The 26,545-nt window shown below is 68.9% G+C and carries 23 protein-coding genes; 14 read left to right on the top strand and 9 right to left on the bottom strand.

What is annotated here, in order from left to right:
• Positions 1-16 precede the first annotated feature (16 nt).
• Positions 17-1,405, bottom strand: a complete 1,389-nt coding sequence (locus LO762_RS28525) for an NAD(P)H-quinone dehydrogenase (RefSeq protein WP_230619229.1) — start codon at positions 1,403-1,405, stop codon at positions 17-19.
• A 54-nt stretch (positions 1,406-1,459) separates the two neighbouring features.
• Here LO762_RS28525 and LO762_RS28520 point away from each other — a divergent pair, with 54 nt between their 5' ends.
• From LO762_RS28520 to LO762_RS28505, 4 genes are all read left to right on the top strand, one after another.
• Positions 1,460-1,918, top strand: coding sequence for a gamma-glutamylcyclotransferase (locus LO762_RS28520; protein ID WP_230619228.1), 459 nt, complete (start codon positions 1,460-1,462; stop codon positions 1,916-1,918).
• Positions 1,919-2,004: 86 nt separating this feature from the next.
• Positions 2,005-2,802 carry a purine-nucleoside phosphorylase gene (locus LO762_RS28515; protein ID WP_230619227.1) on the top strand — a complete coding sequence of 266 codons (798 nt, stop codon included), beginning with the start codon at positions 2,005-2,007 and terminating at the stop codon, positions 2,800-2,802.
• Positions 2,799-4,487 carry a phospho-sugar mutase gene (locus tag LO762_RS28510; protein WP_230619226.1) on the top strand — a complete coding sequence of 563 codons (1,689 nt, stop codon included), beginning with the start codon at positions 2,799-2,801 and terminating at the stop codon, positions 4,485-4,487. Before LO762_RS28515 ends, LO762_RS28510 begins: the two co-directional genes overlap by 4 nt.
• Before the next feature lie 132 nt (positions 4,488-4,619).
• Positions 4,620-5,957, top strand: coding sequence for a hypothetical protein (locus LO762_RS28505; protein ID WP_230619225.1), 1,338 nt, complete (start codon positions 4,620-4,622; stop codon positions 5,955-5,957).
• A gap of 78 nt (positions 5,958-6,035) precedes the next feature.
• Here LO762_RS28505 and LO762_RS28500 read toward each other — a convergent pair whose 3' ends face one another.
• The 3 genes from LO762_RS28500 to LO762_RS28490 are packed head-to-tail and all read right to left on the bottom strand — an operon-like array spanning position 6,036 to position 8,814.
• Positions 6,036-6,392 (bottom strand): hypothetical protein, encoded by a 357-nt coding sequence (locus tag LO762_RS28500; protein WP_230619224.1) that lies wholly within the window; start codon positions 6,390-6,392, stop codon positions 6,036-6,038.
• Positions 6,393-6,421: 29 nt separating this feature from the next.
• Positions 6,422-8,326 carry a hypothetical protein gene (locus LO762_RS28495; protein WP_230619223.1) on the bottom strand — a complete coding sequence of 635 codons (1,905 nt, stop codon included), beginning with the start codon at positions 8,324-8,326 and terminating at the stop codon, positions 6,422-6,424.
• Between the two features lie 47 nt (positions 8,327-8,373).
• A complete protein-coding gene (locus tag LO762_RS28490) occupies positions 8,374-8,814 on the bottom strand; it encodes a hypothetical protein (RefSeq protein WP_230619222.1) in 441 nt (146 codons plus the stop codon).
• 434 nt (positions 8,815-9,248) lie between these two features.
• On the opposite strand from LO762_RS28490, the gene LO762_RS28485 reads away from it, so the two are divergent.
• Complete coding sequence (locus tag LO762_RS28485) at positions 9,249-10,658, top strand: helix-turn-helix transcriptional regulator (RefSeq protein ID WP_230619221.1); 1,410 nt, start codon at positions 9,249-9,251, stop codon at positions 10,656-10,658.
• A gap of 57 nt (positions 10,659-10,715) precedes the next feature.
• A complete protein-coding gene (locus LO762_RS28480; RefSeq protein WP_230619220.1) occupies positions 10,716-12,344 on the top strand; it encodes a DUF2079 domain-containing protein in 1,629 nt (542 codons plus the stop codon).
• A 59-nt stretch (positions 12,345-12,403) separates the two neighbouring features.
• Here LO762_RS28480 and LO762_RS28475 read toward each other — a convergent pair whose 3' ends face one another.
• Positions 12,404-13,891, bottom strand: coding sequence for an aldehyde dehydrogenase (locus LO762_RS28475; RefSeq protein WP_230619219.1), 1,488 nt, complete (start codon positions 13,889-13,891; stop codon positions 12,404-12,406).
• Positions 13,892-13,956: 65 nt separating this feature from the next.
• Between LO762_RS28475 and LO762_RS28470 the strand changes: the two genes are divergently transcribed.
• On the top strand, positions 13,957-15,354 hold the full coding sequence (locus LO762_RS28470) for an MmgE/PrpD family protein (protein WP_230619218.1): 1,398 nt from the start codon (positions 13,957-13,959) through the stop codon (positions 15,352-15,354).
• Between the two features lie 434 nt (positions 15,355-15,788).
• Here the strand turns inward: LO762_RS28470 and LO762_RS28465 are convergent, their stop codons facing one another.
• The 3 genes from LO762_RS28465 to LO762_RS28455 all read right to left on the bottom strand — a co-directional run bounded on the left by LO762_RS28465 (position 15,789) and on the right by LO762_RS28455 (position 19,051).
• A complete protein-coding gene (locus tag LO762_RS28465; RefSeq protein ID WP_230619217.1) occupies positions 15,789-16,919 on the bottom strand; it encodes an MFS transporter in 1,131 nt (376 codons plus the stop codon).
• Positions 16,920-17,061: 142 nt separating this feature from the next.
• Positions 17,062-17,598: a TetR/AcrR family transcriptional regulator gene (locus LO762_RS28460; protein WP_230619216.1), complete on the bottom strand. Its 537-nt coding sequence runs from the start codon at positions 17,596-17,598 to the stop codon at positions 17,062-17,064.
• A 97-nt stretch (positions 17,599-17,695) separates the two neighbouring features.
• Positions 17,696-19,051 (bottom strand): hypothetical protein, encoded by a 1,356-nt coding sequence (locus tag LO762_RS28455; protein ID WP_230619215.1) that lies wholly within the window; start codon positions 19,049-19,051, stop codon positions 17,696-17,698.
• Positions 19,052-19,190: 139 nt separating this feature from the next.
• On the opposite strand from LO762_RS28455, the gene LO762_RS28450 reads away from it, so the two are divergent.
• From LO762_RS28450 to LO762_RS28425, 6 genes are all read left to right on the top strand, one after another.
• Complete coding sequence (locus LO762_RS28450; protein ID WP_230619214.1) at positions 19,191-20,486, top strand: NAD(P)/FAD-dependent oxidoreductase; 1,296 nt, start codon at positions 19,191-19,193, stop codon at positions 20,484-20,486.
• Complete coding sequence (locus LO762_RS28445; RefSeq protein WP_230619213.1) at positions 20,486-21,496, top strand: bile acid:sodium symporter family protein; 1,011 nt, start codon at positions 20,486-20,488, stop codon at positions 21,494-21,496. Before LO762_RS28450 ends, LO762_RS28445 begins: the two co-directional genes overlap by 1 nt.
• Positions 21,493-22,449: an SDR family oxidoreductase gene (locus LO762_RS28440; RefSeq protein WP_230619212.1), complete on the top strand. Its 957-nt coding sequence runs from the start codon at positions 21,493-21,495 to the stop codon at positions 22,447-22,449. Before LO762_RS28445 ends, LO762_RS28440 begins: the two co-directional genes overlap by 4 nt.
• Before the next feature lie 130 nt (positions 22,450-22,579).
• Positions 22,580-22,960, top strand: a complete 381-nt coding sequence (locus LO762_RS28435) for a hypothetical protein (protein WP_230619211.1) — start codon at positions 22,580-22,582, stop codon at positions 22,958-22,960.
• The gene (locus LO762_RS28430) at positions 22,863-23,363 is read left to right on the top strand and encodes a DUF6879 family protein (RefSeq protein ID WP_230619210.1); all 501 of its coding nucleotides are present in this window, start codon (positions 22,863-22,865) and stop codon (positions 23,361-23,363) included. Before LO762_RS28435 ends, LO762_RS28430 begins: the two co-directional genes overlap by 98 nt.
• Positions 23,364-23,371: 8 nt before the next feature.
• The gene (locus LO762_RS28425) at positions 23,372-24,217 is read left to right on the top strand and encodes a helix-turn-helix transcriptional regulator (RefSeq protein WP_230619209.1); all 846 of its coding nucleotides are present in this window, start codon (positions 23,372-23,374) and stop codon (positions 24,215-24,217) included.
• 70 nt (positions 24,218-24,287) lie between these two features.
• On the opposite strand, the gene LO762_RS28420 is transcribed toward LO762_RS28425, so the two are convergent.
• Positions 24,288-26,036: a biotin carboxylase N-terminal domain-containing protein gene (locus LO762_RS28420; RefSeq protein ID WP_230619208.1), complete on the bottom strand. Its 1,749-nt coding sequence runs from the start codon at positions 26,034-26,036 to the stop codon at positions 24,288-24,290.
• A 235-nt stretch (positions 26,037-26,271) separates the two neighbouring features.
• Here LO762_RS28420 and LO762_RS28415 point away from each other — a divergent pair, with 235 nt between their 5' ends.
• Positions 26,272-26,544, top strand: a complete 273-nt coding sequence (locus LO762_RS28415) for a WXG100 family type VII secretion target (protein ID WP_230619207.1) — start codon at positions 26,272-26,274, stop codon at positions 26,542-26,544.
• Position 26,545 lies beyond the last annotated feature (1 nt).

Genomic DNA, 26,545 nt, shown 5'->3' with positions numbered 1-26,545 from the left:
GCGGCGGCCGGGTGGGTCAGTAGGCGGAGTCTACGGTGAGGCGGTTGGCGGCTTCCTGGATGCTGCCGGTGAGGGACGGGTAGACGGTGAAGGTGTGGGCGAGCTGGTCAACGGTGAGGTGTTGTTGGACGGCTACGGCCAGGGTCATGACGAGTTCGGAGGCGCGCGGGGCGACGATGACGCCGCCGAGGACGATGCCGGTGGAGCGGCGGCAGAAGAGTTTGATGAAGCCGTCCTCGAAGCCCTGCATCTTGGCGCGGGCGTTCGTGCTCAGCGGCAGCATGACGGTGCGGGCGTCGACCTCGCAGCTGTCGACCATGGCCTGGGTGACGCCGACCGCGGCGACCTCCGGGTCCGTGAAGATGTTGGAGCTGACCCAGCCGAGCTTCAACGGCTGGACGGCCTCGCCCAGCGCGTGCCACACCGCGATCCGGCCCTGCATGGCGGCGACGGACGCGAGCGCGAGAATGCCCGTGCAGTCGCCCGCCGCGTAGATGTTCGGCACCGACGTGCGGGACACCTTGTCCGTCTCGACATAGCCGCCACGGCCGAGCTTGACGCCCGCCGCCTCCAGGCCGATGCCGCGTGTGTTCGGCACCATGCCGACGGTCATGAGGCAGTGCGAGCCGTGGACCTTGCGGCCGTCCTCCAAGGTCACGACCACGCCGTCGCCGGAACGCTCCACCGCGCCCGCGCGCGAACGGCCCATGACGTTCATGCCGCGCCGCCGGTAGACGTCCTCCAGGACGGAGGCCGCTTCGGCGTCCTGGGACGGCAGGATCCGGTCACGTGAGGAGACCAGGGTCACCTTCGAGCCCAGGCTGAGGTAGGCCCCGGCGAACTCCGCCCCCGTCACACCGGAACCGACCACGATCAACTCTTCCGGAAGCTCCGGCAGGTCGTACAGTTGCCTCCAGGTGAGGATCCGCTCACCGTCCGGCTCGGCGCCGGGCAGGACGCGCGGGGTCGCGCCGGTCGCGACGATGATCACGTCGGCCTCGATGCGGCGCTCGCCGACGATCACCGCGCGGGGCCCGTCGAGCCGCCCCTCACCACGGACGATCTTGACCTCCTCGTAGCCGAGGCGGTCGGCGACGTCGAAGGACTGGGCCCTGGCCAGGTCCTTCACCCGTTTGTTGATCACCGACAGGTCGGCGGTGACGCCGCCGACCTCGCCGTCGGGGCCGCCGTCGAAGCGCACCCCCAGCGCCGCCGACTCGCTCAGCACGGACATCCGCACCGAGGTGGCGATCAGCGTTTTGGACGGGACGCAGTCGTACAGTACGCTCGCGCCGCCCGGCCCGTCCTTCTCGACCACGGTCACATCGGCGCCGAGACGCGCCGCCACCAGCGCGGCCTCGTAGCCGCCCGGCCCTCCACCCAGAATTACGATACGCGTGCTCACAACGCCCATTCTTTCCTAAGGTCGTCGATGGATGGGCCGGTACGCTTGGTCACCGTGGCTCTGTACGCGGCATACGCCTCCAACATGGATCCCGAGCAGATGGCCCTGCGCGCCCCGCATTCGCCGTTGCGCGACACGGGCTGGCTCCAGGGCTGGCGCCTGACGTTCGGAGGTGAGGAGATCGGCTGGGACGGCGCCCTGGCCACGGTGGTCGAGGATCACACGTCGCAGGTGTTCGTCGCCCTGTACGACGTGCCTGAGTCCGACGAGCAGGCCCTGGACGCGTGGGAGGGGCACGAGCTCGGCCTCTACACGAAGATCAGCGTGCGGGTCCAGACGCTGTTCGGCGAGGAGCTGGCCTGGATCTACGTGCTCAACGCCTACGAGGGCGGGCTACCGTCGGCGCGGTTCGTGGGGATCATCGCGGACGCGGCGGAGCGGGCGGGCGCGCCGGACCCTTACGTCAAGGAGCTGCGGGAGCGGCCCTGCGACACGTTGGGCAGCGAGCTGTAGAACGCGACAAATCGACCTCTCCGGGCCTGGGGAATTTCGGAGGATCGGGCCGCGTGATCACCAGGCGCCGCCCCTAGGCTGGTGACGTGCAGAACAACCCGTATGAACTGGCCAGGTCCGCCGCCGCCGAGCTCACCGCGCGCACGTACGAGAAGTTCGACGTCCTGCTGGTGATGGGCTCCGGCTGGGTGCCCGCCGCCGACGCGCTCGGCGAGCCCGAGCACGAGCTGGCGTTCACCGAGCTGCCGGGCTTCGCCGCGCCCGCCGTCGAGGGGCACGGCGGCAAGGCGCGGGCACTGCGCGTCGGGGACAAGAACGTGCTGGTCTTTCTCGGCCGCACCCACCTGTACGAGGGGCATCCGGCGACGGACGTCGTGCACGGGGTGCGGACGGCGCTCGCCGCCGGGGTGCGGACCGTCGTGCTCACCAACGCGGCGGGCGGCCTACGGCCGGAGACACAGCACATCGGAGAGCCCATCCTCATCTCCGACCACCTGAACCTCACCGGGGCGAACCCGCTTACGGGCACCACCTTCCTCGACCTCACCGAGGTGTACTCCCGACGGCTCCGGGGGCTTGCCAAGGCCGTCGATCCGTCTCTCGCCGAAGGCGTGTACGCGGCCTTCCGTGGCCCGACCTACGAGACGCCCGCAGAGATCCGGATGCTGCGCACCCTGGGCGCCGACCTCATCGGCATGTCCACGGTGCTGGAGGCGATCGCCGCCCGCGAGGCCGGAGCCGAGGTGCTGGCGATCTCGCTGGTGACGAACGTGGCGGCGGGCCTGTCTGACGCGCTGCTCGACCACGAGGAGGTGCTGGAAGCCGGACGCGCCGCAGCGGGCCGGATGGGCGAACTCCTCAGGACGGTGGTGGCCGGGCTGTGAGCCTCAGGGAACGCGCCCAGGAGTGGCTCGCGCAGGACCCCGACCCGGTGACCCGCGCCGAACTCCACCTCATCCTCGACGCCGCCGACACCGACGCCCTCGCCGACCGCTTCGGCGCGGCGCTGGAGTTCGGCACCGCCGGGCTGCGCGGCGAACTGGGCGCGGGCCCTAACCGGATGAACCGGGTGACCGTCATGCGGGCCGCCGCAGGGCTCGGCGCCCGGGTGCTGGCCGCCACGCCGGACCCGGGCGGCGCCGCCGTCGTCGTCGGGTACGACGCGCGACACGGCTCGGCCCGGTTCGCCGCCGACACCGCCGCCGTCCTCACCGGGATGGGGGTGCGGGCCTGGGTGCTGCCCGGCCCGCTGCCGACCCCTGTACTCGCGTACCTGGTGCGTCACCTGAGCGCGGACGCCGGGGTGATGGTCACCGCGAGCCACAACCCGCCCAAGGACAACGGGTACAAGGTCTACTGGCGCGACGGGGCACAGATCGTGCCGCCCGTGGACGGCGAGATCTCGGCCGCCATCGCCGCCGTGGGCCGCGTGGACGAGCTGCCCCTGGGCGTGGCCCCGGACGGGCCGCGCGAGCCGGAGACGCCGTCCTGGCGCGTCCTGGGGCCCGAGGCCGAGGCCGCCTACCTGGGGGCGCTGGAGACACTGCCGCTGGGACGCGCCCGTGACGTCACGGTGGCTTACACGCCGCTGCACGGGGTCGGGGCGCAGACGCTGATCAGGGCGTTCCTGCGGGCCGGTTTCCCCGCGCCGTACACGGTGCCTGCGCAGTGCCTGCCCGACCCGGACTTCCCTACCGTCGCCTTCCCGAACCCGGAGGAACCGGGAGCGATGGATCTTGTTCTCGACCTCGCCGCGCGGACGGGGGCCGACCTCGCCCTTGCGAACGACCCGGACGCGGACAGGTGCGCCGTCGCGGTGCCCACGCCGTCGGGGTCGTGGCGGGTGCTGACGGGCGACGAGGTCGGGGGGCTGCTGGCCGAGCACGTGCTGCGGCATACGTCCGGCGAGGGACGGCTACTGGCTACGACGATCGTGTCTTCGTCCCTGCTGGGCCGGATCGCGGCCGCGCACGGCGTGGACTTCGCCGAGACACTGACCGGGTTCAAGTGGATCATGCGCGCCGGTTCGCCGACGGCCAGGCTAGTGCTCGGCTACGAGGAGGCCCTCGGGTACAGCGTGGGCGGCGACCAGGGCGTGCCCGTCCGCGACAAGGACGGCATCGGCGCCGCCCTCACCGTCGCCGCCCTCGCCGCCGAGGCCAAAACCGAGGGCCGCACCCTCCTCGACCTCCTGGACGACCAGGCCCGCCGCTACGGTGTCCACGCCACAAGCCAACTCTCGATCCGCGTCTCTGACCGCCCCCTGATCGACGCCGCCGTCGCCGCCCTCCTCAAGTCCCCCCCACACACCCTGGGCGGCCGCCCCGTCCTCAAGGTCGAGGACCTCTCCGAGGGCGTAGGCGGCCTCCCCCCAACAAGCGGCCTCCGCCTCACCCTCGCCGACGCCGCCCGCGTCGTCATCCGCCCCTCGGGCACCGAACCCAAACTCAAGTCCTACCTGGAAGTCGTCGTCCCCGTCCGCTCCGACGACGTCCCCGCCGCCCGCCAAAAGGCCGCCGAGTCCCTAACCACCCTCAAAGCCGACCTCGCCACCCACCTCCCCGCCTGACCGAGCGGGAGATTCGCGCTGCATACACCCGTCGACTGAGCAGCAGAACCCGGACCGAACGGTCGGCGGACTGGCGGCATCCGGCCAGCAGACCGCCCACGCCACGCCTCTGCTCGTGGAATCATCGTCTGTATGGCGGTGGAACCTCACGGTGAAGCTCGTGACAGTGTCTATCTCTCGGCCGTCGACGGTGGGTGCGAACATTCCCTTGAGCAGATAGATTTCGACAACAGCCTGATCTACAACCTCCTCTTCGAGGAGCGTCCTCTGGTCCTCCCGGACATCTTTTTCTTCAACAGTCGATTTCTGATCTCGCATATGCGCGACGCCAAGGCGCGATATCCACTTTTTGCTACGGCGTTGCGGAGTGGACTCATAGTTCCCGCTTTCCGTTCGAGGCGTACACCGACTTTTGTTGAAGTGCTGGCCGAATTCGACCGCACGCGCGTGCTCGGCATCGAACATGGACGCTACGACGTCCGCGCCATGGCCGAACAGTATGATCGAGATTTTCGTCGGTCGCCGCTGGGCGAGCCGAAGTGGTGGCCCGAGGACATGGGCTCCGAGTTCGAGCGGACCGTGTTCGCCACGCTGACCGGATCGGAATGCCGTAACCTGGAGTTGGCGGATTTCTGGACGGCCACCGAGCAATGGCGCACCGAGTGCGTCGAAGGGGCTAAGGCCGCCACTGCCGCCACCGGTGGCACCGGAATACGGCGCGCTGAGATCTGGAACGTCGTGGGCAGAGAACTCGGGTTCCTGGGGAGAGGCGAGAAGTTCGTCAAGCCCCGCGAGCTGCTCGACGCCGCCCAATCGGCGGGAGACGCAGAACTCGTCAGCCGGCTGCGTTTCTTCATCGATATCGTGAACGTCTGCTATCAGCAGACGCAGGCGGCTGGGTTCGGTGGGCTACAGAATATCCCGCGGGCCCTGTCGCACAGCGCGTCCGCCCTGTACGCGGACGGAGCGGGGACGCCGCCCGCAGAAACACCGGATGTCATCCTGTGCGATGCCACAGTGCCGACGCCCGAAGCCTTGCTGCGCGCCGAGAGCAACGAGATAATCGCGATTCGAAAAGGGGATCACGGGCAGGCTTATTTCAATGCGCGGGAGGCATGGATAGCCAACCCCACAGAGGACACCGAAGGTGAACTCTTGGAGAGGCTCGACGCCTACTGTGACCGTATCGGCACCGTCGCGGTGGGAAAGAAACAGGAGGTCCGGCTCTCGGTCGCACGTCTTCCGCACTCTGCTGCCGCAGGGGTCGCCAGTACGGCTCTGATGGACCTGATGGCCGGGCAGCTCGAACTTCCGCCGGCCTATGCCCTGGTCACCACCGCGACCGGGATCGCGGTCAGCGCACTGGTCACGCTCGCGGAGTTTCCGCGGTCCGAGTCACAGAAGTTGGAGCTCAGGTTCTCGGCCGAGACGGGGGGAGTCGAGATCAACCGGATTCCCGAGTCTCGGTGATCGCACCGACGGCTGGGATCCATCGCCACCGCACACTCCCTCGGGTCGTTTCCCGGGTGACCCGACGGAAACCCGGCTTCACCGTCGGCGGTCGAGCAGGACCTGGCGAATCCGCCCGACCATGATGTGGCTCACGATGAGTCCCAGTGCGCATCCGATCTGGCCGGCGGGAGAGACTCCATACGGGTCCTGGGCGGCTGAGTCGGTGAGTTCGCGGTACGCCTCGGGGTTGACCAGGGTGTAGACCGTGACGGAGATGAATATCAAGATCACTATGAAGGATAGGGTGCGGTATATTCCGTAAAAGGTGTAGGTCTTCTCATTAAGAATGCAAACGACCTTGACGGCGGCGGCCAACTGGGCGATCCCGATCGGCGCGCCGATGATGCCGGCAAGGAATATTGAAATGAATTCCACGAGCATCTGCTCGGTCATGGCGTTTCCTTCGTGTCGTTTGCTTGCGCCTAGAACGGGGGGATGATCAGCCCGCCGACGACCTGATCGAACCAGAGCAGATCGAACGGCCTTCCCTTGTGCTCGGTGACGTCCCAGGCCGACCAGTCGGTACGTGAACCGCCGCCTGGGATGAGGGTGATGACAGTCTGCCCGGTGCCTGGACACTGGACGCTCGCGGGTGGAATGCTCGAACCGGACGGGAGTCTTATGAACGTACTGACGACCCCCCTCGCATGGCACCTAGTGGTCTGTGGCTGTCGTGACTTGTTGTGCCATACGTAGTACGCGGTCAGTTTGCCGTCGGCGATTTTGAAGCGGTCGAAGGTGACCTTCCAGATGGCGTTGTCGCGGAGTAGCCGTCCCACCGGGTAAGTGCCTTCGCCTCGCGAAATGGTGAGGGCCGCGCGCTTGTAGTCGAATCTGCCGAGGGAGAGGCGTTCGATCACCCGGACCTCAAGCGAACTGACGACCAAGGGAAGGTCCTGGACGACCCCGACGATCTCCTTGGCGAGCGCCACGCCCTTGCGGGTCTGTGCCCGGGGGCTGAGAAGGGAGTTCGCCGGCGCTTCGGTGGCCTTGAGGAAGCGCGCCAGCGCGGTCTGGAGGCACTGCGGCCCCGCCGCGGCCGCCCAACTGGCGAGCCGATGGATCCCGTCTGTGCCGTGCGCGTCTTCCTGGAATGCCTTCTTCCCCAGCCGGAGGACGCAGTCCACACCGTTGACGATCTCGAAGAACGCCTCGATGGAGGTCGCCAGCGTGGAGTTGCGGGCAGCCCTCTCCAGCCGGTGCGCCCTGGAGTGCCAACCGACCGCTTCGGCGAAGTCGGCGAGGGTGAACTTTGTGCTCCCCGCCCTGCGCGCCGTGGACAGAGCCGTATCGAGAGCCTTCATCTCGGCCTGGAAAGCGGCGACCGCCGCGGACCTGCCCGCCGCGGGGGCGATCACGGCGAGCGAAATCATCTTCACCGCGACGGTGAGACTCTCGGCGTCGGCCGTGACGCGGAAGACGTGGTCGGCGTCCGGGCTGACGCGAAGGGCCACCTCCCCTCCGCCCGGCACCAGCGCGAGATCCCGGAGGCTCTGGACGTACTGGACGGCGAGGTCCAGGAGGTCGGTCCCGCCCAGGTCGAGGTCGCGCCAGTCCAGTCGGACACCGGCGGGCAGTTTCAGCAGGTAGGGGTAGGGATACCTGTTGCCGATCCGGAGTACGTACTCGCTGTCCTTGTCCGGTGGTTCCGCACAGGCGGTCAGCGGCGGCCGGCTCATGTGCCCGCCGTTGATGTTCGTGGTGAGGTAGGCGAAGTCCGCCTTGGTCTTCCTGCACTTCACCGAATGGACGGTCCCGCCGACGAGACCGACGAGACCCTCGCCTACTTTTCCGGACACGGTGGCCAGGTTCCGTACCTGCACGCCCGCTTTCGCGCGGACCTTGTCCCAGGCCCAGCCCGCCGCCGTGAAGGCGCCGTCGAGAAAACCGATAAACCCGAGGGAGAAATGCGGCCAGGTCGCGATGACGCGGCCGTCCCGGACGCCGGTTTCGAGGAACTGCCAGGTCCGCGCCTTCTCGTCGTAGACCATCATCACCACTCTGTCAGCGGTCAGGCCGTCGGGAAGGTCTCCATAGGCGTAGGAGACGGTGCCCTGGTGCGCCGTTCCCTTGGTGGCCGTGATCGAGAACGGCAGGGCGAGCGGTTGGACGAGGTCGGGGGGAGCCGGTGCGTCGCGCTCCGTCTGAACCCGGACGCGAGTGCCCTCCCCGACTCCCCCGGAGGGAAACCGCACCGAGATCGTCCGGTCGGTGCTGAGTGCGGTCCCCCCGGTCCGGGGAATATCGGTCTCGCCCGGTTGTGACCGTGCGCGCAACGTGAGGGCGGCCGTCGACACCAGCAGCGCCAGCACGGTGCCGGCCGCCATGAGAAGCAGATAACGCCGCGTCTGTACTTGGCTTCGGTGGTCGCCCACTAACGCCGCCGGAGCGCCACGATATGGAGGGCGGTGAGAGAGAGAAGGCCGAGGATCGCGATGATCTCACCGGCCGCGGGGGTGAGTTTGAGGACCCTGTGCCGAACGACGAAGGATGTCTGGTCGACATCACTGATGCCCCAGCCCATGACCAGCGCGACCGGGAGGAGATGAAGTAGCGCGAGGATGGCCAGGCCCAGGCTGACGTAGGAGATCGCGCGGTGTCCGGAAGGACTGCCGAACCGGTAGACCACCGCGATTCCGATCAGCAGGAGGCCGAAAAGAGCGAGGAGAACGCGAATTCCGGTCTCGATGCCCGGCTCGACGACGAAGCCGACGCTGTTGTTGTGAAAGAACGGGAAGAACGCGGCGAGGAATACTGAGGACGACGCGGCGAGGCCGAAGTTGCCCAGGTGGGCGGACGAAATCCCGTCGGCCACCCAGAACTGCCAGTTCGGCGGCGCGGGCGGCCATCCGGGCGGTGGCTGCCATCCCGGAGGCGGACCTTCGGGCGGGATGGGCGGCCATCCCGGAGGTGTGTTGAACCTTGCTCCCAAGTGTTCCCTCCATCAGAGCCAGGCAGTCACCTGCGCTGGTCGTTCACGATGCGTCGGATCTTGGCATCAGCGGAGCTTGAACTTCCAGTCACACAGGTATGACGTAGCGTCACTTTTTGGCCTGTCCTTTACTCGTCCAATGTTGGTGGGCTGGCCTCTGATCGGGGCACGGAGCTGGGCGGCGCGGTGCGGCGTGGACGAGTCGCCGTCAGTTTGCTGTAGGTCCGGAAAGGTCGCCATGCTGAACTCTCGAACTGCCGTGCCAACGGTTTGGCACGAGAGTGGCCGCAGCAGGTCTCCTGCCGTAGCGTGCCGATATGGCAAATGTGGAAGGCGGGCAGCGGACCCCGGGCAGGTTTCTCCGCGAGCCGTGGTGCCAGATGTTGCGGGAAGCGGCGCAGGGACTTACCCGTGACCAGCTCGCCGCACAGGCGAAATTCAGCCGGGCGAAGACCCAGAGCATTCTCGGTGGCCAGACGCGCCCCAGCATGGACGACCTGGTGCGGTTGTCCGAGGCGTTGAACCTGTCGAGGCTGCGTTTGCTGGCCGCGGCGGGATTCCTCGACGGTGTCGACAACCTGCTCATCTACCTCGATCAGTTGGAGGAGCAGGCTGAGGGGGTGAACCACGCCGCGAGGCAGTTGACTTCCACGCCGATCTCGAGTGCGGCGCGCATCGCGAGCGCTATTCTCGCGGAAGGGCGGTACACGATCTCGGTCCAGCCGGTCTGGCTCGGCACGGGAAAGCAGCGCCTGCACTATTCCGACCGCATCATTCTCGGACGGTTGGACGGCGAGGCGATCTCGGCCGCCGAACGCAAGGATATCGAGGAGCTCCTGGCGGAGGAACTCGCCTGGTCGAGCGCCGGGTTCATCACCTGGAAGGGCGAGCCGCGCGAACTGGCCATCCATGTGGTCCGATTCAACGCGCCGCGGCACAGCACCGGGTCACCCACGCTGACACTGCCGCGGTCCATCGCCGTGATAGGTGGCCATTGGGCGGGCTCCGCGGACGTGGCGAGCCTTCTCGCGTACGCGTTCGACTATGACTTCAGCCATGTGGCATTCACCGCGTCCCGAGCCTTCGGTCGGCTCACTCACGATTGGGAGAACCGCTTCCTGGAACGTGACCAGCTTGAAGTGACCCGGACATATGTGGAAGGCGCTGGAATCGGTCGGCACCGGGTGTGGGCGGCGGACGTCGGTAATTCCGACGAGACCATCAAGATCCTTGCCACCTCCCGGAACCGCCCCATTCCGTTCATTATCAACCTGCGACCGGGCGACGACCTTCTGGAATGGACAGCGCATACCCGGAGCCGGTTGCGTCACACGCACAATGATCCCCTGACCGAACTGCATCACCTCAGGGAGTCGAGGCGTCGAGCCGACCAGTCCATGACGACGTTTCCACATTCCAAGTACCTGGTCATCGACGCGCCGCTGCCGCCTCCCAACGCAGTTGGCCGCGATGGCACCGTCGTCGATGACGGCGATGCCTGGTTTGATATGTGGAGCGCGGCAGCGGAACGCGCGCTGGATGCTCTGCGCACCCGTTTCGCCTTTGACAAGAAGCAGGCGCTCCACCAGCTAAGGACAAGGCAGGGCCCCTCTGCGGATGACCTGACTCTGCAGCGAGTTGGGGACGGGCAAGAGTTGAACGGCCGTGATACGGGCCCCGGCCGACTGGACAGTCGAACAGGGGGATCCGCAACCGCAGGACATTAACGCGGACGATGCCCTTGGCGTGCGGCCGAAGTCCGTCCGCATTCCGACGGTGGTGTCGTGGCCACGACGAATCGGCTGGCGGCGCGGCTCACGCACCGCACGCGGGCGATCATGTTTCCGGAGAATCGGAGGCCGCCGACGGTGGTTCGTCGGCGGCCCCCGACGAGCGGCGGCTTAACGCAAGTCGAGTGCGGTGTGTCGCTGTTCCCCTCGGTGTTGGACACGCTCTGCTACGATGCCGCTGTTTCGGGGGAAAAGGGGTGCCTCATGCATGGGGCGGACGTGCGGCTGCCTGACTCGGGGGAACGTCAGGCGGGCTCTCGGAACGGCTGTTTCTACCGTTCTGGGCGTCCTTTTCTTGTCGCTTCGGTGTTCGCCTTGCTCTATTCGGTTGTGTCGCTCAGGCTGCACGCGAACATGCAGACGGCGGCCTACGATCTGGGGATATTCGACCAGGCGGTCCGCGGTTACGCGCGTTTTGAGGCGCCGATCGTCCCCATCAAGGGCGACGGGTTTCATCTGTTGGGGGATCACTTTCATCCGATCCTGATGCTGCTGGCGCCGGTCTACTGGGTGTGGCCCGATCCGCGGGCGTTGCTCGTCGCGCAGGCGGTTCTCGCGGCGCTCGCCATGGTCCCGCTCGGCCGGTTCGCGGTGGCGCGGCTCGGGGACGGGCCCGGCACGGCGATCACGGTGGCGTTCGGGCTTTCCTGGGGTGTTGTCGGGCTGGTCACGTTCGATTTCCACGAGGTCGTCTTCGCGCTGCCGATCACCGCGTGCTGCCTGGTCGCGCTCGCCGAAGGCCGGTGGCGCCGGGCCGCGCTCTGGGCCCTCGCCCTGCTTCTCGTCAAGGAGGACATGGGCCTGACGGTCGCGGCGGTCGGCGCCTATCTCGGCTGGAAACGGCAGTGGGCCTGGGGTGCCGGAACGGTGCTCGCGGGCCTCGCGGCGATTCCCGTCACCACCTTGCTTATCATTCCCCGGTTCCATCCGGAGGGAAGGTACGCGTATTTTGGGGCGAAGGGCGGGCGGACGTCGGGTCCGCTGGAGACGCTGCTCGGATTCCCCGGGAGTTTTGTCGAGCATCCGGAGAAGGCGGTCTTTGTCGCCCTGGTCCTGGGGACGACGTGTCTTCTCGCCTTCCGGACGCCGCTCGTGCTGATCGCGGCGCCGGGACTGGCGTTGCGGCTGACGTCGGAGAATCCGGCGTACTGGGATTTCACGCAGGTGCACTACAACGGCCAACTGATGGTGATCCTGTTCGTCGCTGCCGTCGTCGGGGCGTCCGGGCTGGGAATACGGCGGTCCCGGTACGCGTGCCGGGCCGTTCTCGCGGTGGTCGTTGTGCTGCTTCCCTGGACCGCGTTGCAGAAACCGTTCGTCACCCGGATCGTCGTGCCGAACGAGCACGCGGCTGCGGCCCGCGTCGCGTTGAGCCGCATTCCCGACGGTGTTGTGGTGGCCACGACCAACCATTTGGCGGCGCAGCTCACCCACCGCACGCAGGTCATCATGTTTCCGGAGATCGGCGGGCGGACGTTCGACTGGGTGGCTGTCGATCTGCGGCGGCGGTCCAGTGTGCCGCGATCGATCGGCCAGCAGGACGAGGCGCTGGCACGGCTGCCCGGACAGGGCTTCCACAAGGTCGTCGAGATAGACGGGGTCGTCGTCTACCACCGGCCGTAGGAGCGAGCGGAGGCCGCCGACGGTAGTACGTCGGCGGCCTCCGGGGTGTGCGTGAGGGATCAGTCGAGATTGATGTAGACGGCTTTGGGGTAGAGGAAGCTCTCGACGTGTTCGCGGGCGCCCTTCCAGCCGTAGCCGCTCATCTTGTGGCCGCCGAAGCCGACCGACGGGTCGAGGACGCCGTAGCAGTTGACCCAGATCGTCCCCGCGTTGATGCCCTGCGAGACCTTGTGGGCGGTGGAGAGGCTACGGGTCCAGAGACCGCCCGCCAGGCCGTACGGCGTGTCGTTGGCGAGGCGGAGCGCGTCGTCCACGTCGTCGAAGGGGATGACGGTGGCGACCGGACCGAAGATCTCCTCGCGGGCGATCGTCATCTCGTTGGACGCGCCCGCGAAGACCGTCGGCTCGACGTAGAAGCCGGAGGCTAGGTCGCCGGCGAGGCGCCCGCCGCCCGCCGCGAGCCGCGCGCCCTCGCCGCCGCCGATGTCGATGTATCGCAGGACGCGTTCCAACTGCCGCTCGGAGATGAGCGGGCCGAGCTGGGTCGTAGGGTCGAGGGTGTCGCCGACGCGGATGGTGCCGGTGAAGTCGCGCAGCCGCTCCACGAACTCGTCGTGCACGGACCGCTGCACAAAGATCCGGGTGCCCGCGACGCAGACCTGGCCGCTGTTGGTGAACACGCCCATGGCGGCGCCGGGCACCGCCTTGTCCAGGTCGGCGTCGGCGAACACGATGTCGGGCGACTTGCCGCCGAGCTCCAACTGGAGCCGCTTGAGGTTCCCGGCCGAGGCCCGGACGATCGAGCGGGCGGTGCCGACGGAGCCGGTGAACGCGATCCGGTCGACGTCGCCGTGTTCGGCCAGGGCCTGGCCCGCGTCCTTGCCGTACCCGGTGACGACGTTGATGACGCCGTCGGGCACGCCCGCCTCCGTCATCAGCTCGGCCACCCGCAGGACGGACAGTGAGGCGTCCTCGGCGGGCTTCAGCACGGCGGTGCAGCCGGTGGCGAGGGCCGGGCCGAAGATCCACCAGAGGCCGATGAGCGGGCCGTTCCAGGGGATGATGCCGCCGACGACGCCGACGGGCGCGAGGTGCTTGAGCGTCAGGAAGTCGCCCGGCAGCGAGTTGCGCGGGGCCGAGGCGCTGACGGCGTCGCACTGGGAGGCGAAGAACTGGAGGACCTGGGAGGTCCATTCCCGCAGGTTGGTCGTGCGGGAGAGCGGGGCGCCCATGTCGAGGGTCTCGATGAGGGCGAGTTCGTCGAAGTTGTCCAGGACGATGTCGTGGATCTTGAGCATGAGTTTGCGCCGCTGGTGCGGGGTCCACCGGCTCCACTCGCCCTCGAAGGCGCGGCGGGCGGCCCGGACGGCGAGGTCGACGTCGGCCGCGTCGCCCTCCGCGACGGAGCAGAGGGTCTTGCCGGTGGCGGGGTTGACGGCGTCGAAGGTCCTGCCGGAGACGGAGTCGACCCACTGGCCGTCGATCAGATGCTTCTTCGCGCCCGAGACGAAGGCCGGGAACGCGGGGTGCGCTGCTGGGGTGGACATGGACAAGGACAATATATGATGCATTGCACACTGTGAAGTGCCCCACGGAAGCGAGACCGAATCCCATGCAGAACCTCCCCTCAGTCGAAGCCGCCGTCGCGCGCCTCGTCGTCGACCTCGACTACGACGCGCTCCCGGCCGAAGCGATCCAGGGCGCGCGCCGGCTCATGCAGGACCAGCTCGCGCTCCAGGTCGGCTGCGCGGCCCTGCCCTGGAGCCAGGCCGTCCTCGACCTGGCCAGGGGACGACACGTGCCCGGCACCGCGCACGTCACCGTCGCCGGCGACACGATGAGCGCCGCCGACGCCGCGTTCGTCAACGGCACCTTCGGCCACGGCTTCGAATACGACGACGCGCACCGGGCCAGCTCCAGCCACCCCGGAAGCTGCGTCGTGCCGACCGCGCTCGCCGTCGGCGAGGAGACCGGCGCGACCCTCCGCGACGTGCTCCTCGGCATCGTCGCCGGCTACGAGGTCTACACCCGGATCGGCGTGCTCGCCGCGCCCGAACTGCTGGAACGCGGCTTCCACCCGCACGCCGTCCTCGCCAACTTCGGGGCCGCCGCCGTTGTCGCCAAGATGCGCGGATACGACCTGGAACGCACCGTCCACGCGCTTTCCATCGCGATGAGCCACTGTTCCGGGACGACCGAGTACACCTCGTCCGGCGGCTCGGTGAAGCGGGTACACGCGGGCATCGGGACGCGCAACGGCATCCTCGCGGCCGGAATGGCCGAGGCGGGGATCACCGGGCCGCTCGCGTTCCTCACAGGCAACAAGGGCTTCTATCGGACGTTCGTGGGGCGTCCCCTCGACGCGTCCCTCGGCGTGGCCGCTTTCGGCCTGGACGCGCCGTTCGAGATCACCCGGATCTGGATCAAGCCCTACTGCTGCTGCGGTATCAACCACGCCTACATCGACGGGGCACGGCGCCTCGCCGGACGGGTCGCCGAGATCGACACGGTGGAACTGGGCATCCAGACGGGCGGCGACATCATCGTCGGCACCCGCAACGCCAACGCGTACGCGCCGCAGAGCATCGAGAACCTCCAGTACAGCCTGCCCTTCCAGGTCGCGCTCGCGCTGCTGGGACGCGGCAACGGGTTCGGCACCCACCACGAGTACATGGACGGCCGCCTCGACCTCTCCCCGTCCGGCGAGATCGCCGCCCTGGCCAACCGGATCCGCATCACCGCCCGGCCCGACCTCGACGCCGCCCACCCCGGCAAGTGGGTCGCCGACATCACCGTCACCTACCGGGACGGAACCCGCGAACACGTCTTTGTCGACAGCCCCCTGGGCACCGCCGAAAACCCCATCAACCAGTCCGACCTGGACACCAAGTTCCGCGACCTCACCACCACCGCCCTCGGCCAGGCCCGCGCCGAATCCCTCCTCACCACCATCACCCACGGCGACCCCACCCTCCCCACCTCCACCCTGGTCAAACACCTGATCCCCTGACCCCCACCCGGCCGCTGCCATCGCCACCCACAGCCGATCGTTCCCACTACCCCACACCCGGCCCAAGACCCTGGAAACGCACCCACGCCACGGCGTCGCAGGCGGCGAACACGACACGGCGCCCGGTCTATCCGACGCCGACGGCCGGTCGTTCCCACGACGCGTCGCACGCCGTCTGGAACCTCACGAGGGTCGGGCGTCGGGGATGTGGGCGTGCGGCCCGGGGGCTTTGTGGGGGGCGCGCTGTTCGGGCTCCGGTCGGGGTGGTCGGTTGAGGTCGCGTGCGCCGAGCGGGAGAAGCCGCTGGGGGACAGGCTGTTCGGGCTCCGGTCGGGGTGACCGGTCGAGGTCGCGTGCGCCGAGCCGGAGAAGTCGCTGGGGGACGCGTTGCGGGGCCCCGGTCGGGGTGGCCGGGGCCCCTGGCCTGGGTGGGGTCAGGCGGCGGCGGTGAGTTCTTCCTGGGTGGGGGTCGGGGTGGGGTGGCGGCGGGGGAGGGTGAAGGCGGCGGCGGCGCCCAGGGCGACGAGGGCGGCGCCCAGCCAGAGGGCGGGGACTAGGCCGTCGGTGAAGGTCTGGCCGGTGGTGTAGCCGCCCCGCTCGGCGAAGACGGCGGCCAGGGAGGCGACGCCGACGGCGCCGCCCAGCTCGCGGAGCGCGTTGTTCGCGCCCGAGGCCATGCCCTGCTCGGCGGGGCGCACGGACGCCATGACAACACCGGCGGCCGGGGCGAAGAACATGCCCATGCCGATGCCGCTGACGACCAGGGAGGGCAACTGAGCGGCATACGAGACGTCAGGGGAGGCGACGAGGGCGAACATGGCGAGGCCCAGCGCCTGGAGCGCCAGCCCGGCCGCGACGACCGGACGGCCCCCGACGCGATCCGAGACGGCGCCCGCGATCGGGGCGACGAGCAGCGGCATCGCCGTCCAGGGCAGCATGCGTAGGCCCGCCTCGGTGGGGGAGTGGCCCAGGACCGTCTGAAGGAACTGGCTCAGGAGGAAGATCGACCCGAACATGCCCGCGAACATCAGGAGGCTCGCCGCGTTCATCGCGCTGAAGGCACGCGACCGGAACAGGTGCATGGGCAGCATCGGGTGGGGCGTGCGCATCTCCCAGGCGACGAAGACGGCCAGGCCGTTGATCGCGCCCCAGATCCCGAAGACGAGGCCGCGCCGGTTCGGCGGCGTCGCGACGGTGAGGAGCGTCAGCGTCAGCGGCATCATGACAGCGGCGCCGACGCCCTGCACGGCGCGCGCCGCGATGAGGGACTCGATGCCGGGGGCGAGCGCGGCCGCCGCCGACGCGGCGGTGAACAGGGCGACGCCCGCGCCGAACACGCGGCGGCGGCCGAACCTGTCGCCGAGCGCGGAGCCGAACAGGAGCAGGACGGCGAAGGTCAGCGTGTAGGCGCTGACCGTCCATTCGAGGTCTTCGAGCCCGCCGCCCAGATCCGTCCGGATCGACGGGAGGGCGGTGGTGACGACCAGGTTGTCCAGCGAGGCCATGAACCCCGCCAGGCCGGTGATGATCAGCGTCCACACCAGGGTGGCGCGCTCACTCCGCATCTTTCTTCTCCTAGATAGTGATTGACCACTAACTTACAAAGGCGCAAGACGGAGCCGCCTCCGCACGACTCGTGTGCGTCGGGTCGGGTGGCTCAGGCCGGTCGGGGGGCGCCGCAGCGGTTCACGGCGGGCGTCGTAGGGATCAGGGGGGTAGAGCGCAGGTCCAGAGGCGGTGACCCGGGGGGTAGCTGAGGGCGGTCATGGCGTTGATGAGCATGCCCTCGGCCATGAAGGCAGCCGCCTCGTCCTCGGGGAGCAGGAGGCGGACGGTGTCGAACACGCCGGTCCAGGCGCGGCGGATGGTCTCGCCGAACTCGGGATCGCTGGTGAGCGCGGTCTGGTAGACGGCCACCTGCATCTGCATCTGCATCATGACGAGGTCGGTGTCGGCGATCAGCTGCATGTAGGCGACGCCGAGCGCGTCCTTGCGCTCTGCGGGCGGGACCTTCTCGGCCGCGTCCACAAACGCCTCGCGCAGTTTCGCGGCGCAGCGGACGGAGGCGGCCAGGAAGATCGCGCGCTTGTTGGGGAAGAGCCGGAAGAGGTAGGGCTGGGACACGCCGACGCGCTGGGCGATCGCCTCGGTGGACGTGCCCTGGTAGCCGCCACGGGCGAACTCCGTCACCGCGGCGTCCACCACGCTCTCCCTGCGCTCCTCCGCGCTCATCCTCGGGCTCATGGGGAGAAAGTTAGTGGCCACTCACTACCTTCGGCAACCCTGGCCGGATCCGGCCAACCGCCCGCTGCCCGCAGCGCCGGGGCCTGCGGCTTCGGGGTCAGAAGTCGCCGCCGAAGCCGCCGAAGTCCCCGCCGCCGCCAAAACCGCCACCGCCGCCGAACCCGCCGAAATCGCCGCCACCGCCCCAGCCGTCGCCACCGCCGTCCCAACCGCCGCCGCCACCGTAGTGCCCGCCGCCGCCCCACATCGACCCGATCGCGGTGCCCAACAGGATCGTGTTGAGCATCCCGAAGCCGCCGTAGCCCGCGTAGTAGCCGCCCGCGTAAGGCGCCCACTGCGGTCCCGCCTCCCAGTACGGGCGGCGCTGTCCGGCGACCTCGACCATCCGGGCCTCCGGGTCGTCGCCGTGCTCGACGCGTTCGGCGTCGGCGGCGCACGCGGGCACCTCGCGCGGCTGCCCGCCCAGCGGCGCCCACATGACGTCCCGCACGGACGGCCCGTGCTGCGGGTTGAAGAAGCAGGGCGCCCGCCTTTCGGGCACGGGTTCACCGTTCAGCCGCGCGCGCACGGCCGTCATCGAGTAGCGTCCGTCCTCCAGGGCCTCGGTGACGCGGCGCATGTCCTGCGGGGAGGCGGCCTGCTCCGTCGCCGCCTTCGCGCGGTCGTAGGCGTCCAGCGCGTGGGTGTAGTCGGTCCTGGCGTCGGCGGAGACCTGCGGGTCGGCGAGGTCGAGATCCAGGGCGGCGATGTCCTCGCCGAGCAGCGTCACGTCCTCCTCGACGCCGCTCTTCAGCTCGGCCATCTGCCGCGCGTCCTCGATCCGCCTGCGCTTGCGCGAGGCCCGCACGTAGAAGAGCCCGCCCAGGCCGAGCGCCACGATCAACCCGAGGAAGGCGTAGGTGGCGACGCTGCTTGTTGTGGACGGCTGACGTCCGCTCGCCACGTTCACCGACTCCACAAAGGCGACGAGGCCGGAGGCGGGGTCGCCCCGGTGCTCCTGGGCCGCCTGAGACGCCAGGGTGGCCGCCTGGCCGCGCCGCAGGCCCGTCTCGCCGAGCGACCCGGCGGTGAAGTGCCGTCCGGACAGCACCGCGTAGACGCCGGTGCTGCCTACGGCGTTCGCGGCCGACGCGAGGTACTGGTTGGCCTCCTGTGACGTGCCGAGGTCCTTGGTGACCATCATGTAGACGGGAGCGGACGAGTCGGCTATCGCGGCCTTCACGCGGGCGATCCCTGCGGCGTCAAGGGAGGTCTGCTCCGGGTCGGCGTAGAAGCGGTCGGATCGGAGCGCGGAGATCACCTCGGGGGAGGGCGGCTGCGCGAGGCGTCCGACGTCGAACGTGGTGAGATCCTGACGGGGCGGGGCCGCCGCCGTCGTCCCGGCGCCCGCGATCCCCGTGCCGCCCGCCACGAGGAGGACGCACAGGAGGATCAGCACCGGCAGGGATCTCATGCCTCCATCCTGCTGGAATGCCTTCCACCTGCTGGCAAAGCCGCTCTTAAGCCTCAGCACCACACTTTCCCCTAGGGTGACCTGCACCACATGTGAGGAAAATTCGTATTCCAGGTAGGTTTAGGGGACAATGCGGGGCATGAACGAGACCTTCGCGGTGATCGGGGCGGGTCCGTCCGGTCTCGCCGCGGCGCGCACCCTCCAGCGGGCCGGCCTGCTCTGGACCGGATACGAACTCGCCGGCGAAGTCGGCGGCCTCTGGGACATCAACGGGCCGCGCAGCACCGTCTACGAGTCCGCGCACCTGATCTCGTCCAGGACCACCACACAGTTCACCGAACACCCCATGCCGGACGGCACCCCCGACTACCCCGGACACCGCGCCCTACTCGCCTACTTCCGCGACTTCGCTGACAGGTTCGCCCTACGCGACGGCTACCGCTTCCATAGCGAAGTCGTGAAGGCGGCCCCCTCCGAAGACGGTTGGGACGTCACCGTACGCACCCCCTCGGGTAAGACCACCACGCGGCACGCGGGCGTCCTGCTGGCCAATGGCACGCTCAGCGAACCCAACGTGCCCGAACTGCCGGGAAAGTTCGACGGTGAGGTGATCCACACCAGCGCCTACAAGCGGGCGGCCCAGCTCGCCGGACGGCGCGTCCTCATCGTCGGCGCGGGCAACTCCGGATGCGACATCGCCGTCGACGCCGTCCACCACGCCGCGTCGGTGGACATCAGCGTCCGGCGCGGGTACCACTTCGTCCCGAAATACCTGTTCGGGCGGCCCGCCGACACCCTCAACCAGGGACGGCCGCTGCCCGCCCGGATCAAACAGGCCATCGACGGCCGCGTCCTCAAACTCTTCACCGGCGACCCGACCCGGTTCGGCTTCCCCGCGCCCGACCACCGGATCTACGAGTCGCACCCGATCGTGAACTCGCTGATCCTGCACCACCTCGGGCACGGCGACCTGGCCGTCAGACCCGACGTCGCGCGGCTCGACGGCGACGGCGTTGTGTTCCGCGACGGCACGCGTGGCGCCTACGACCTGGTGATCCTCGCGACCGGATACCGGCTGCACTACCCGTTCGTCGACCCCTCGTTGCTGCGCTGGCGCGGCGCCGCCCCCGACCTGCACCTCAACATCTTCAGCGACGCCGCGCCGGGACTCTTTGTGCTCGGCATGATCGAGGCGTCCGGGATCGGCTGGCAGGGCCGGTACGAGCAGGCCGAACTCGTCGCCGCCTACCTGCTGGCGCGCCGCGACGCGCCGGAACGGGCGGCCGCCTTCGACGCCGCCGTGCGCGGGCCGCGCCCCGACCTCAGCGGCGGCTACCGGTACCTCGGGCTCGACCGGATGGCCTACTACGTCAACAAGGACGCCTACCGGACCGCCGTCCGGGCCGCGACCGCCGCGCTGCGCGGGGAGGGCTGATGGACGTCGACGGCATCAGGATCGCCTTCGACGAGGGCTCCCTCACCACCCTCAAGATCGTCGTCGGGGCGATCCTGTTCGGCATCGCGCTCGACACCAAGGCCGCCGACTTTGTGGCCGCCGCGCGCCGCCCGTGGGCCATCACGGTCGGGGTGTTCGCCCAGTTCGCGCTGCTGCCCGCCGTCACGTTCCTGCTGACGCTCGCGCTCGACCTGCGCGGCTCGGTCGCGCTCGGGCTCATCCTGGTGGCGTGCTGCCCGCCCGGGAACGTCTCGAACATCCTCACGCACCGGGCCGGGGGCGACGTCGCGCTTTCGGTGTCGATGACCGCGGTGAGCAATGTGCTGGCGATCGTGCTGATGCCGCTGAACGTGGCGTTCTGGGGTGGTCTGCACCCGACGGGTAAGGCGCTGCTCGCGTCGATCGACCTCAGCGCGGTGGACATGCTGCTGGAGATCGCGCTCGTCATCGGTGTGCCGTTCGTCGCGGGTATCACGATCGCGCATTTCCTCCCGGTTTTCGCTTCGCGGGCGCACAAGGTCGTCGGGCCGCTGTCGTTCCTCGGCCTCGGCGGCGTCATCGCGGCGGGACTCGCCAAGAACTGGGACATCTTCCTCGCGCACATCGGCGTGGTGCTCGTCGCCGTCTTCCTGCACGACGCCCTCGCCCTGCTCCTCGGTTACGGCATCGGCCGCGCCACCCGCCTCCCCGCCGCCAGCACCAAGGCCATGACGTTCGAGGTGGGCATCCGCAACGCCGGCCTCGGCCTCCTCCTCGTCTTCACCTACTTCAACGGCCTCGGCGGCATGGCCCTAGCCGCCGCCTGGTGGGGCATCTGGGACATCATCGCGGGCCTCGCCGTAGCCCAACTCTGGCGCCACTCCCGCCCCGGCTCCGGTGTCACGCCCAGCCGGGATCGTCCCGGCGCGGCCTCCGGCTCCAGCGCCGAGCCCGGTGAGGGTTCCCACGGCGCCGACAGCGGCGCCGCCACTCGATCGGAGGAAGTGTGAACGTTCTCGTCACGGGCGCCAACGGGTTTCTGGGGTCCTCGGTCGTGCGGTCGCTCGCGGAGTCGGGGCATGCGGTCGTCGGGGCGGATCTTGCGGTGCCCGCCGTGCCCGTGCCCGGGGTGACGCACGTGGTGATGGACGTGACGGACGCGGCGGCGGTGGATCGGACGTTCGCGGAGAGACGGCCCGAGGTCGTGGTGCACCTCGCGTCGATCGTGACGCCGCCGAAGGGCTCGTCGCGGGAGCTGGCGTACCGGGTCGACGTCGGGGGGACGCGGCATGTGCTGGACGCGTGCCTGGCGACGGGCGCGCGGCGGATCGTCGTCTCCTCCAGCGGGGCGGCCTATGGGTACCACGCGGACAATCCCGAGTGGATCACCGAGGAGCAGCCCGTCCGGGGGAACAAGGAGTTCGCCTACAGCCACCACAAGCGCCTGGTCGAGGAGATGCTCGCGGAGACCCGGACATCCCACCCGCGGTTGGAACAGGTGATCCTCCGCATCGGCACGATCCTCGGCGAGCGGGTGAACAACCAGATCACCGCACTGTTCGAGCGCCCACGCCTCCTGAAGATCCAAGGTTCCCCCTCTCCTTTCGTTTTCATCTGGGACACCGACGTGGCCGCCATCATCGACCGCGCCGTCACCACCCCCGCCCCCGGCATCTACAACGTCGCCGGCGACGGCACCCTCACCATCGACGAGATAGCCCACCTCGTGGGCAAACCCCTCCTCACCCTCCCCGAACCCCTGCTCCGCACCGCCCTGGCCCTCGCCCACCCCCTCGGCCTCACCCCCTACGGCCCCGAACAGACCCGCTTCCTCCAATACCGCCCCGTCCTAGACAACACCCGCCTAAAAACCCTCCTCAACTACAAACCCACCAAAACCACCAAAGAAGCCTTCCACTCCTGGCACTCCCGCCCCAAGCCAGACCCCCACCCCAAACCCTGACCACCACCCGCACCACCAACCACCGCCCACACTCGCCCCAACCCCTTTCCCCCCACCCCCACCCAAACCCTTACCCCCAGGCCACATCAGCCTTCCCCCCAGCTTGACCGTGCCGACCCCATAGCTCACGGTGACCGCGATCCAACAGCGGAAGGGGAGAAGCAACATGGAGCAAGGGTGCGATGCGGCCGACGAACTGACGGCTAGCTTCTTCTGCAAGGACCCCGACTCCAACCACGGCGAGGACTGCGAGACGTTCTACCGGACGGACCGGGACTCCTGGCTGGTGCAGGGGAAGCGGCGCGGGGAACGCGTCGCCGCCCAACTCGTCGCGCTGGCGGACGACGAGACCTTCGTGGAGATGTCACAGCGGACGGTCGACCTGTTCGTCCGCACCTACGTGAGGGAGACCTATGGACTCGATCTCGGTGACGCGCCGGGCGGAACTGGTCTGGGGCGCGCGGGAGATCGACAAGCTCGAACTGCTGGACCGCTATCCGGTGGACCGTGAGCTGCTCGACGCCTGGCGCGCCGGGGACACCGCGACGACCGAACGCGTCACCGCCGTCTGGCGGGACAAGCTTGCCGAACAGACGGCGGCGGGGACCAGGTGGCGGCGGGTGCGGGTCGTGTCGGAGCCGCTGTCGGAGTACCAGCGGATGGCCGTGGCCGTCGCGCTGCCGGACGAGGACCTGCGCTGGCTGCCCAGGCGGCTCGTCTCGGCTGTCGCCCTGCCGGGAAATGACTGCTTTGTCCTGGACGGGATGGCCGTGGTCTTCAACGTGCACGACGGTGACGGCGCACGCAGCGACATCCAGTACTCCAAGGATCCCGTAGTCGCCACCTTCTGCCGCGCCGCTTTCGACCGAGCCTGGGCCCTCGCGCTTCCGACCGACGAGTACCGCGCCCACTAGGAGGCCAGGTGGACGAGCTGCGTCCCTCCGAGGCGGCCAAGAAGGCGTTCGGCGTTCGCCTGCGGGAGCTGCGGCTCGACGCCGGGCTGACGGGCGTCGCGCTGGCGACCGCTTGTGGATGGCACAACACGAAGGTGTCGAAGATCGAACACGGTAGGACAACGCCGTCCGAAAACGACATCAGAAGCTGGGCGGCCGCGTGCCGGGCAGCGGCCCAGACCGCTGAACTGATCGCCGCCCACCGGCAGATCGACCAGATGTGGGCGGAATGGCGGCGCGAGCTGCGTGCCGGGCAGCGGCACATCCAGGGCAGGGCGCTGGCCCGGTACGCGGCGACCCGGCTGCTGCGGGTCTACGAGCCGCTCGTGGTGCCCGGCATCCTCCAGACCCTCGACTACGCCAGAGCGATCCTGACGATCAACGCCCGCCTCCACGGCCTCCCACCCGAGGACGTGGAACAGGCGGCGCGGAACCGTGTGGCGCGCCGCCTCCTCGTGACGTCGGGAGGCGGCACGACGTTCTCGTTCGTCATGGAGGCCGCCGCCCTGCACGTCGTTTACGGGTCGCCCGACATCCTGCGTGAGCAGCTCGACTTCCTTGCGGACGTGGCGAGACGCCCCAATGTCGCGCTGGGTGTCGTCCCCTTCGACGTTCCCCGCACCCAGTTCGCGGGCGAGGGCTTCTACCTCTTCGACGACCGGGAGGTCCGCCAGGAGTTCTGGTCGGGCGGCTTCCGCACCTCCCGCCCCGACGACATCGCCCACTTCGCCCGAGTCTTCACCCTCCTCCACGCGCAGGCCGTCTACGGCGCACCGGCCCGCCAGCAGATCGAGCAGGCGCGCGCCCGCCTGTGATCGACAAACCTGAGGTTCAGGTGGACGGGAGGAAAGGAGGGGCGCCCCGGCCCGGGGCACCCCGGAGGGGTTAGTTTTTGATTTCGCAGAGGGGGGTGTTGGCGGTGACGGTTTGGCCGACCTGGGCGGTGAGGCCGGTGATGGTGCCGGATTTGTGGGCGGTGAGGGGTTGTTCCATTTTCATGGCTTCCAGGACGACTACGGTGTCGCCTTCGGAGACGGGGGCGCCGTCTTCTACGAGGATCTTGACGATGGTGCCCTGCATGGGGGAGACGAGGGAGTCGCCGGAGGCGGCCTTGGCGGCGTTCTTCTTGGCGGCTCGGCGGGGGGACTTGGCGGTCGAGGAGGAGGCGGCGGTGGCGGCGCCCAGTCCGGCGGGGAGGACCACCTCCAGGCGCTTGCCGCCCACCTCGACGACGACCTTCTGACGGTCCTCGGCCTCGTCCGGCTCGCCGACTTCGCCCGCGTAGGGGGGGATGGTGTTGTCGTACTCCGTCTCGATCCAGCGGGTGTGGACGGAGAACGGGGCGGAGATGTAGGCGGGCTGGGTGAGGATGTCCCGGTGGAACGGGATCACGGTCGGCATGCCGTTGATGGTGAGTTCGGCGAGGGCGCGGCGGGAGCGTTCGATGGCCTGCTCCCGGGTCGCGCCGGTGACGATCAGCTTCGCGACCAGCGAGTCGAACGACTGCGGCACCGTCTGGCCCGCCACGTAACCCGAATCCAAGCGCACACCCGGCCCGGTGGGGATGTCCATCGAGGTGATCGTGCCCGGCGCGGGCAGGAAGCCGCGACCCGCGTCCTCGGCGTTGATCCGGAACTCGATGGAGTGGCCCCGCACCACCGGGTCGTCATAGCCCAGAGGCTCTCCGTCGGCCACCCGGAACATCTCGCGGACGAGGTCGATGCCGGTGACCTCCTCGGTGACGGGGTGTTCGACCTGGAGGCGGGTGTTGACCTCCAGGAACGAGATCGTCCCGTCCTGACCCACCAGGAACTCACACGTCCCGGCCCCGACGTATCCGGCTTCCTTCAGGATGGCCTTGGAGGAGGTGTACAGCAGGTCCAACTGCTCAGGAGACAGGAACGGCGCGGGAGCCTCCTCGACGAGCTTCTGGTGCCGCCGCTGCAACGAACAGTCACGGGTGGAGACCACGACCACGTTGCCGTGCTGGTCGGCCAGGCACTGGGTCTCGACGTGTCGGGGCCTGTCGAGATACCTCTCGACAAAACACTCACCCCGCCCAAAAGCCCCGACCGCCTCCCGCACAGCCGACTCATACAGCTCCGGCACCTCTTCGAGCGTCCGGGCGACCTTCAGACCGCGCCCACCGCCCCCGAAGGCGGCCTTGATGGCGATCGGCAGGCCGTGCTCCCGAGCGAACTCCACGACCTCCTCAGCCCCGGACACGGGGTCAGCCGTCCCGGCGACCAGCGGAGCCCCGACCTTCTGGGCGATGTGCCGAGCCTGGACCTTGTCCCCCAACGCCGTGATCGCCGCAGGAGGAGGCCCGATCCAGATCAACCCGGCGTCAAGCACGGCCTGGGCGAAGTCCGCGTTCTCGGCCAGGAACCCGTATCCCGGATGCACCGCGTCGGCTCCGGCATCGGCGGCGATCTTCAGCAGCTTGCCCACATCCAGATACGACTCCCCGGCCGTCTGACCCCCCAGCGCGTACGCCTCGTCCGCGACACGCACGTGCAGGGCGTCGAGGTCCTGCTCGCTGTAGACCGCGACGCTGCCCAGCCCCGCGTCCCGGCAGGCGCGCGCGATCCGCACCGCGATCTCGCCCCGGTTGGCGATGAGAACTTTCCGCAACGTACGACTCCGTCCGTGAGAACCGTCTGAGGGATCACCCCTGACCCGACCCGTCTCCGGCCGAGTTTAGAGAACCGTGTTTTCGAAGCCGTAATCGGCACCTTATTTGCGGACGAACCGGGCCCTGCCTTGTGTTTGGCCGGATGCGGCCACGCTCCCGGGGGTCCGCTGGGGGCGAAGTGGTGTGAGCTTTGGAAGGTACGTCTGGAATCCGGCGATCGGAAGGATCAGACCCATGGGTGCGGACCGTCGAGGTGGCAACATCGCCCAGATGGAGGACCTGGCCCGCCTGTTCTCCAAGCACTCCAAGAACCTGGACGCGCTCATCAGCGACCTGAACGGCCGGACGGTCAGCTCCACCGAGATCTGGTGGGGCCCCGGGGCGGACAGGTTCCGGGCGGCCTGGGCGGAGGCGAAGTCGGCCTTCGACAAGATGTCGGTGGCGCTGGAGGAGGGCTCGAGCGACGTCCGGCGTTCGATGCAGAACATCGAGGCCGCCACCCGCTAGG

Origin of the sequence: Actinocorallia sp. API 0066, from assembly GCF_020991275.1 — a bacterium.
Taxonomy (GTDB): Bacteria; Actinomycetota; Actinomycetes; order Streptosporangiales; family Streptosporangiaceae; genus Actinocorallia.
This window is presented reverse-complemented; position numbering and strand designations above follow the sequence as displayed.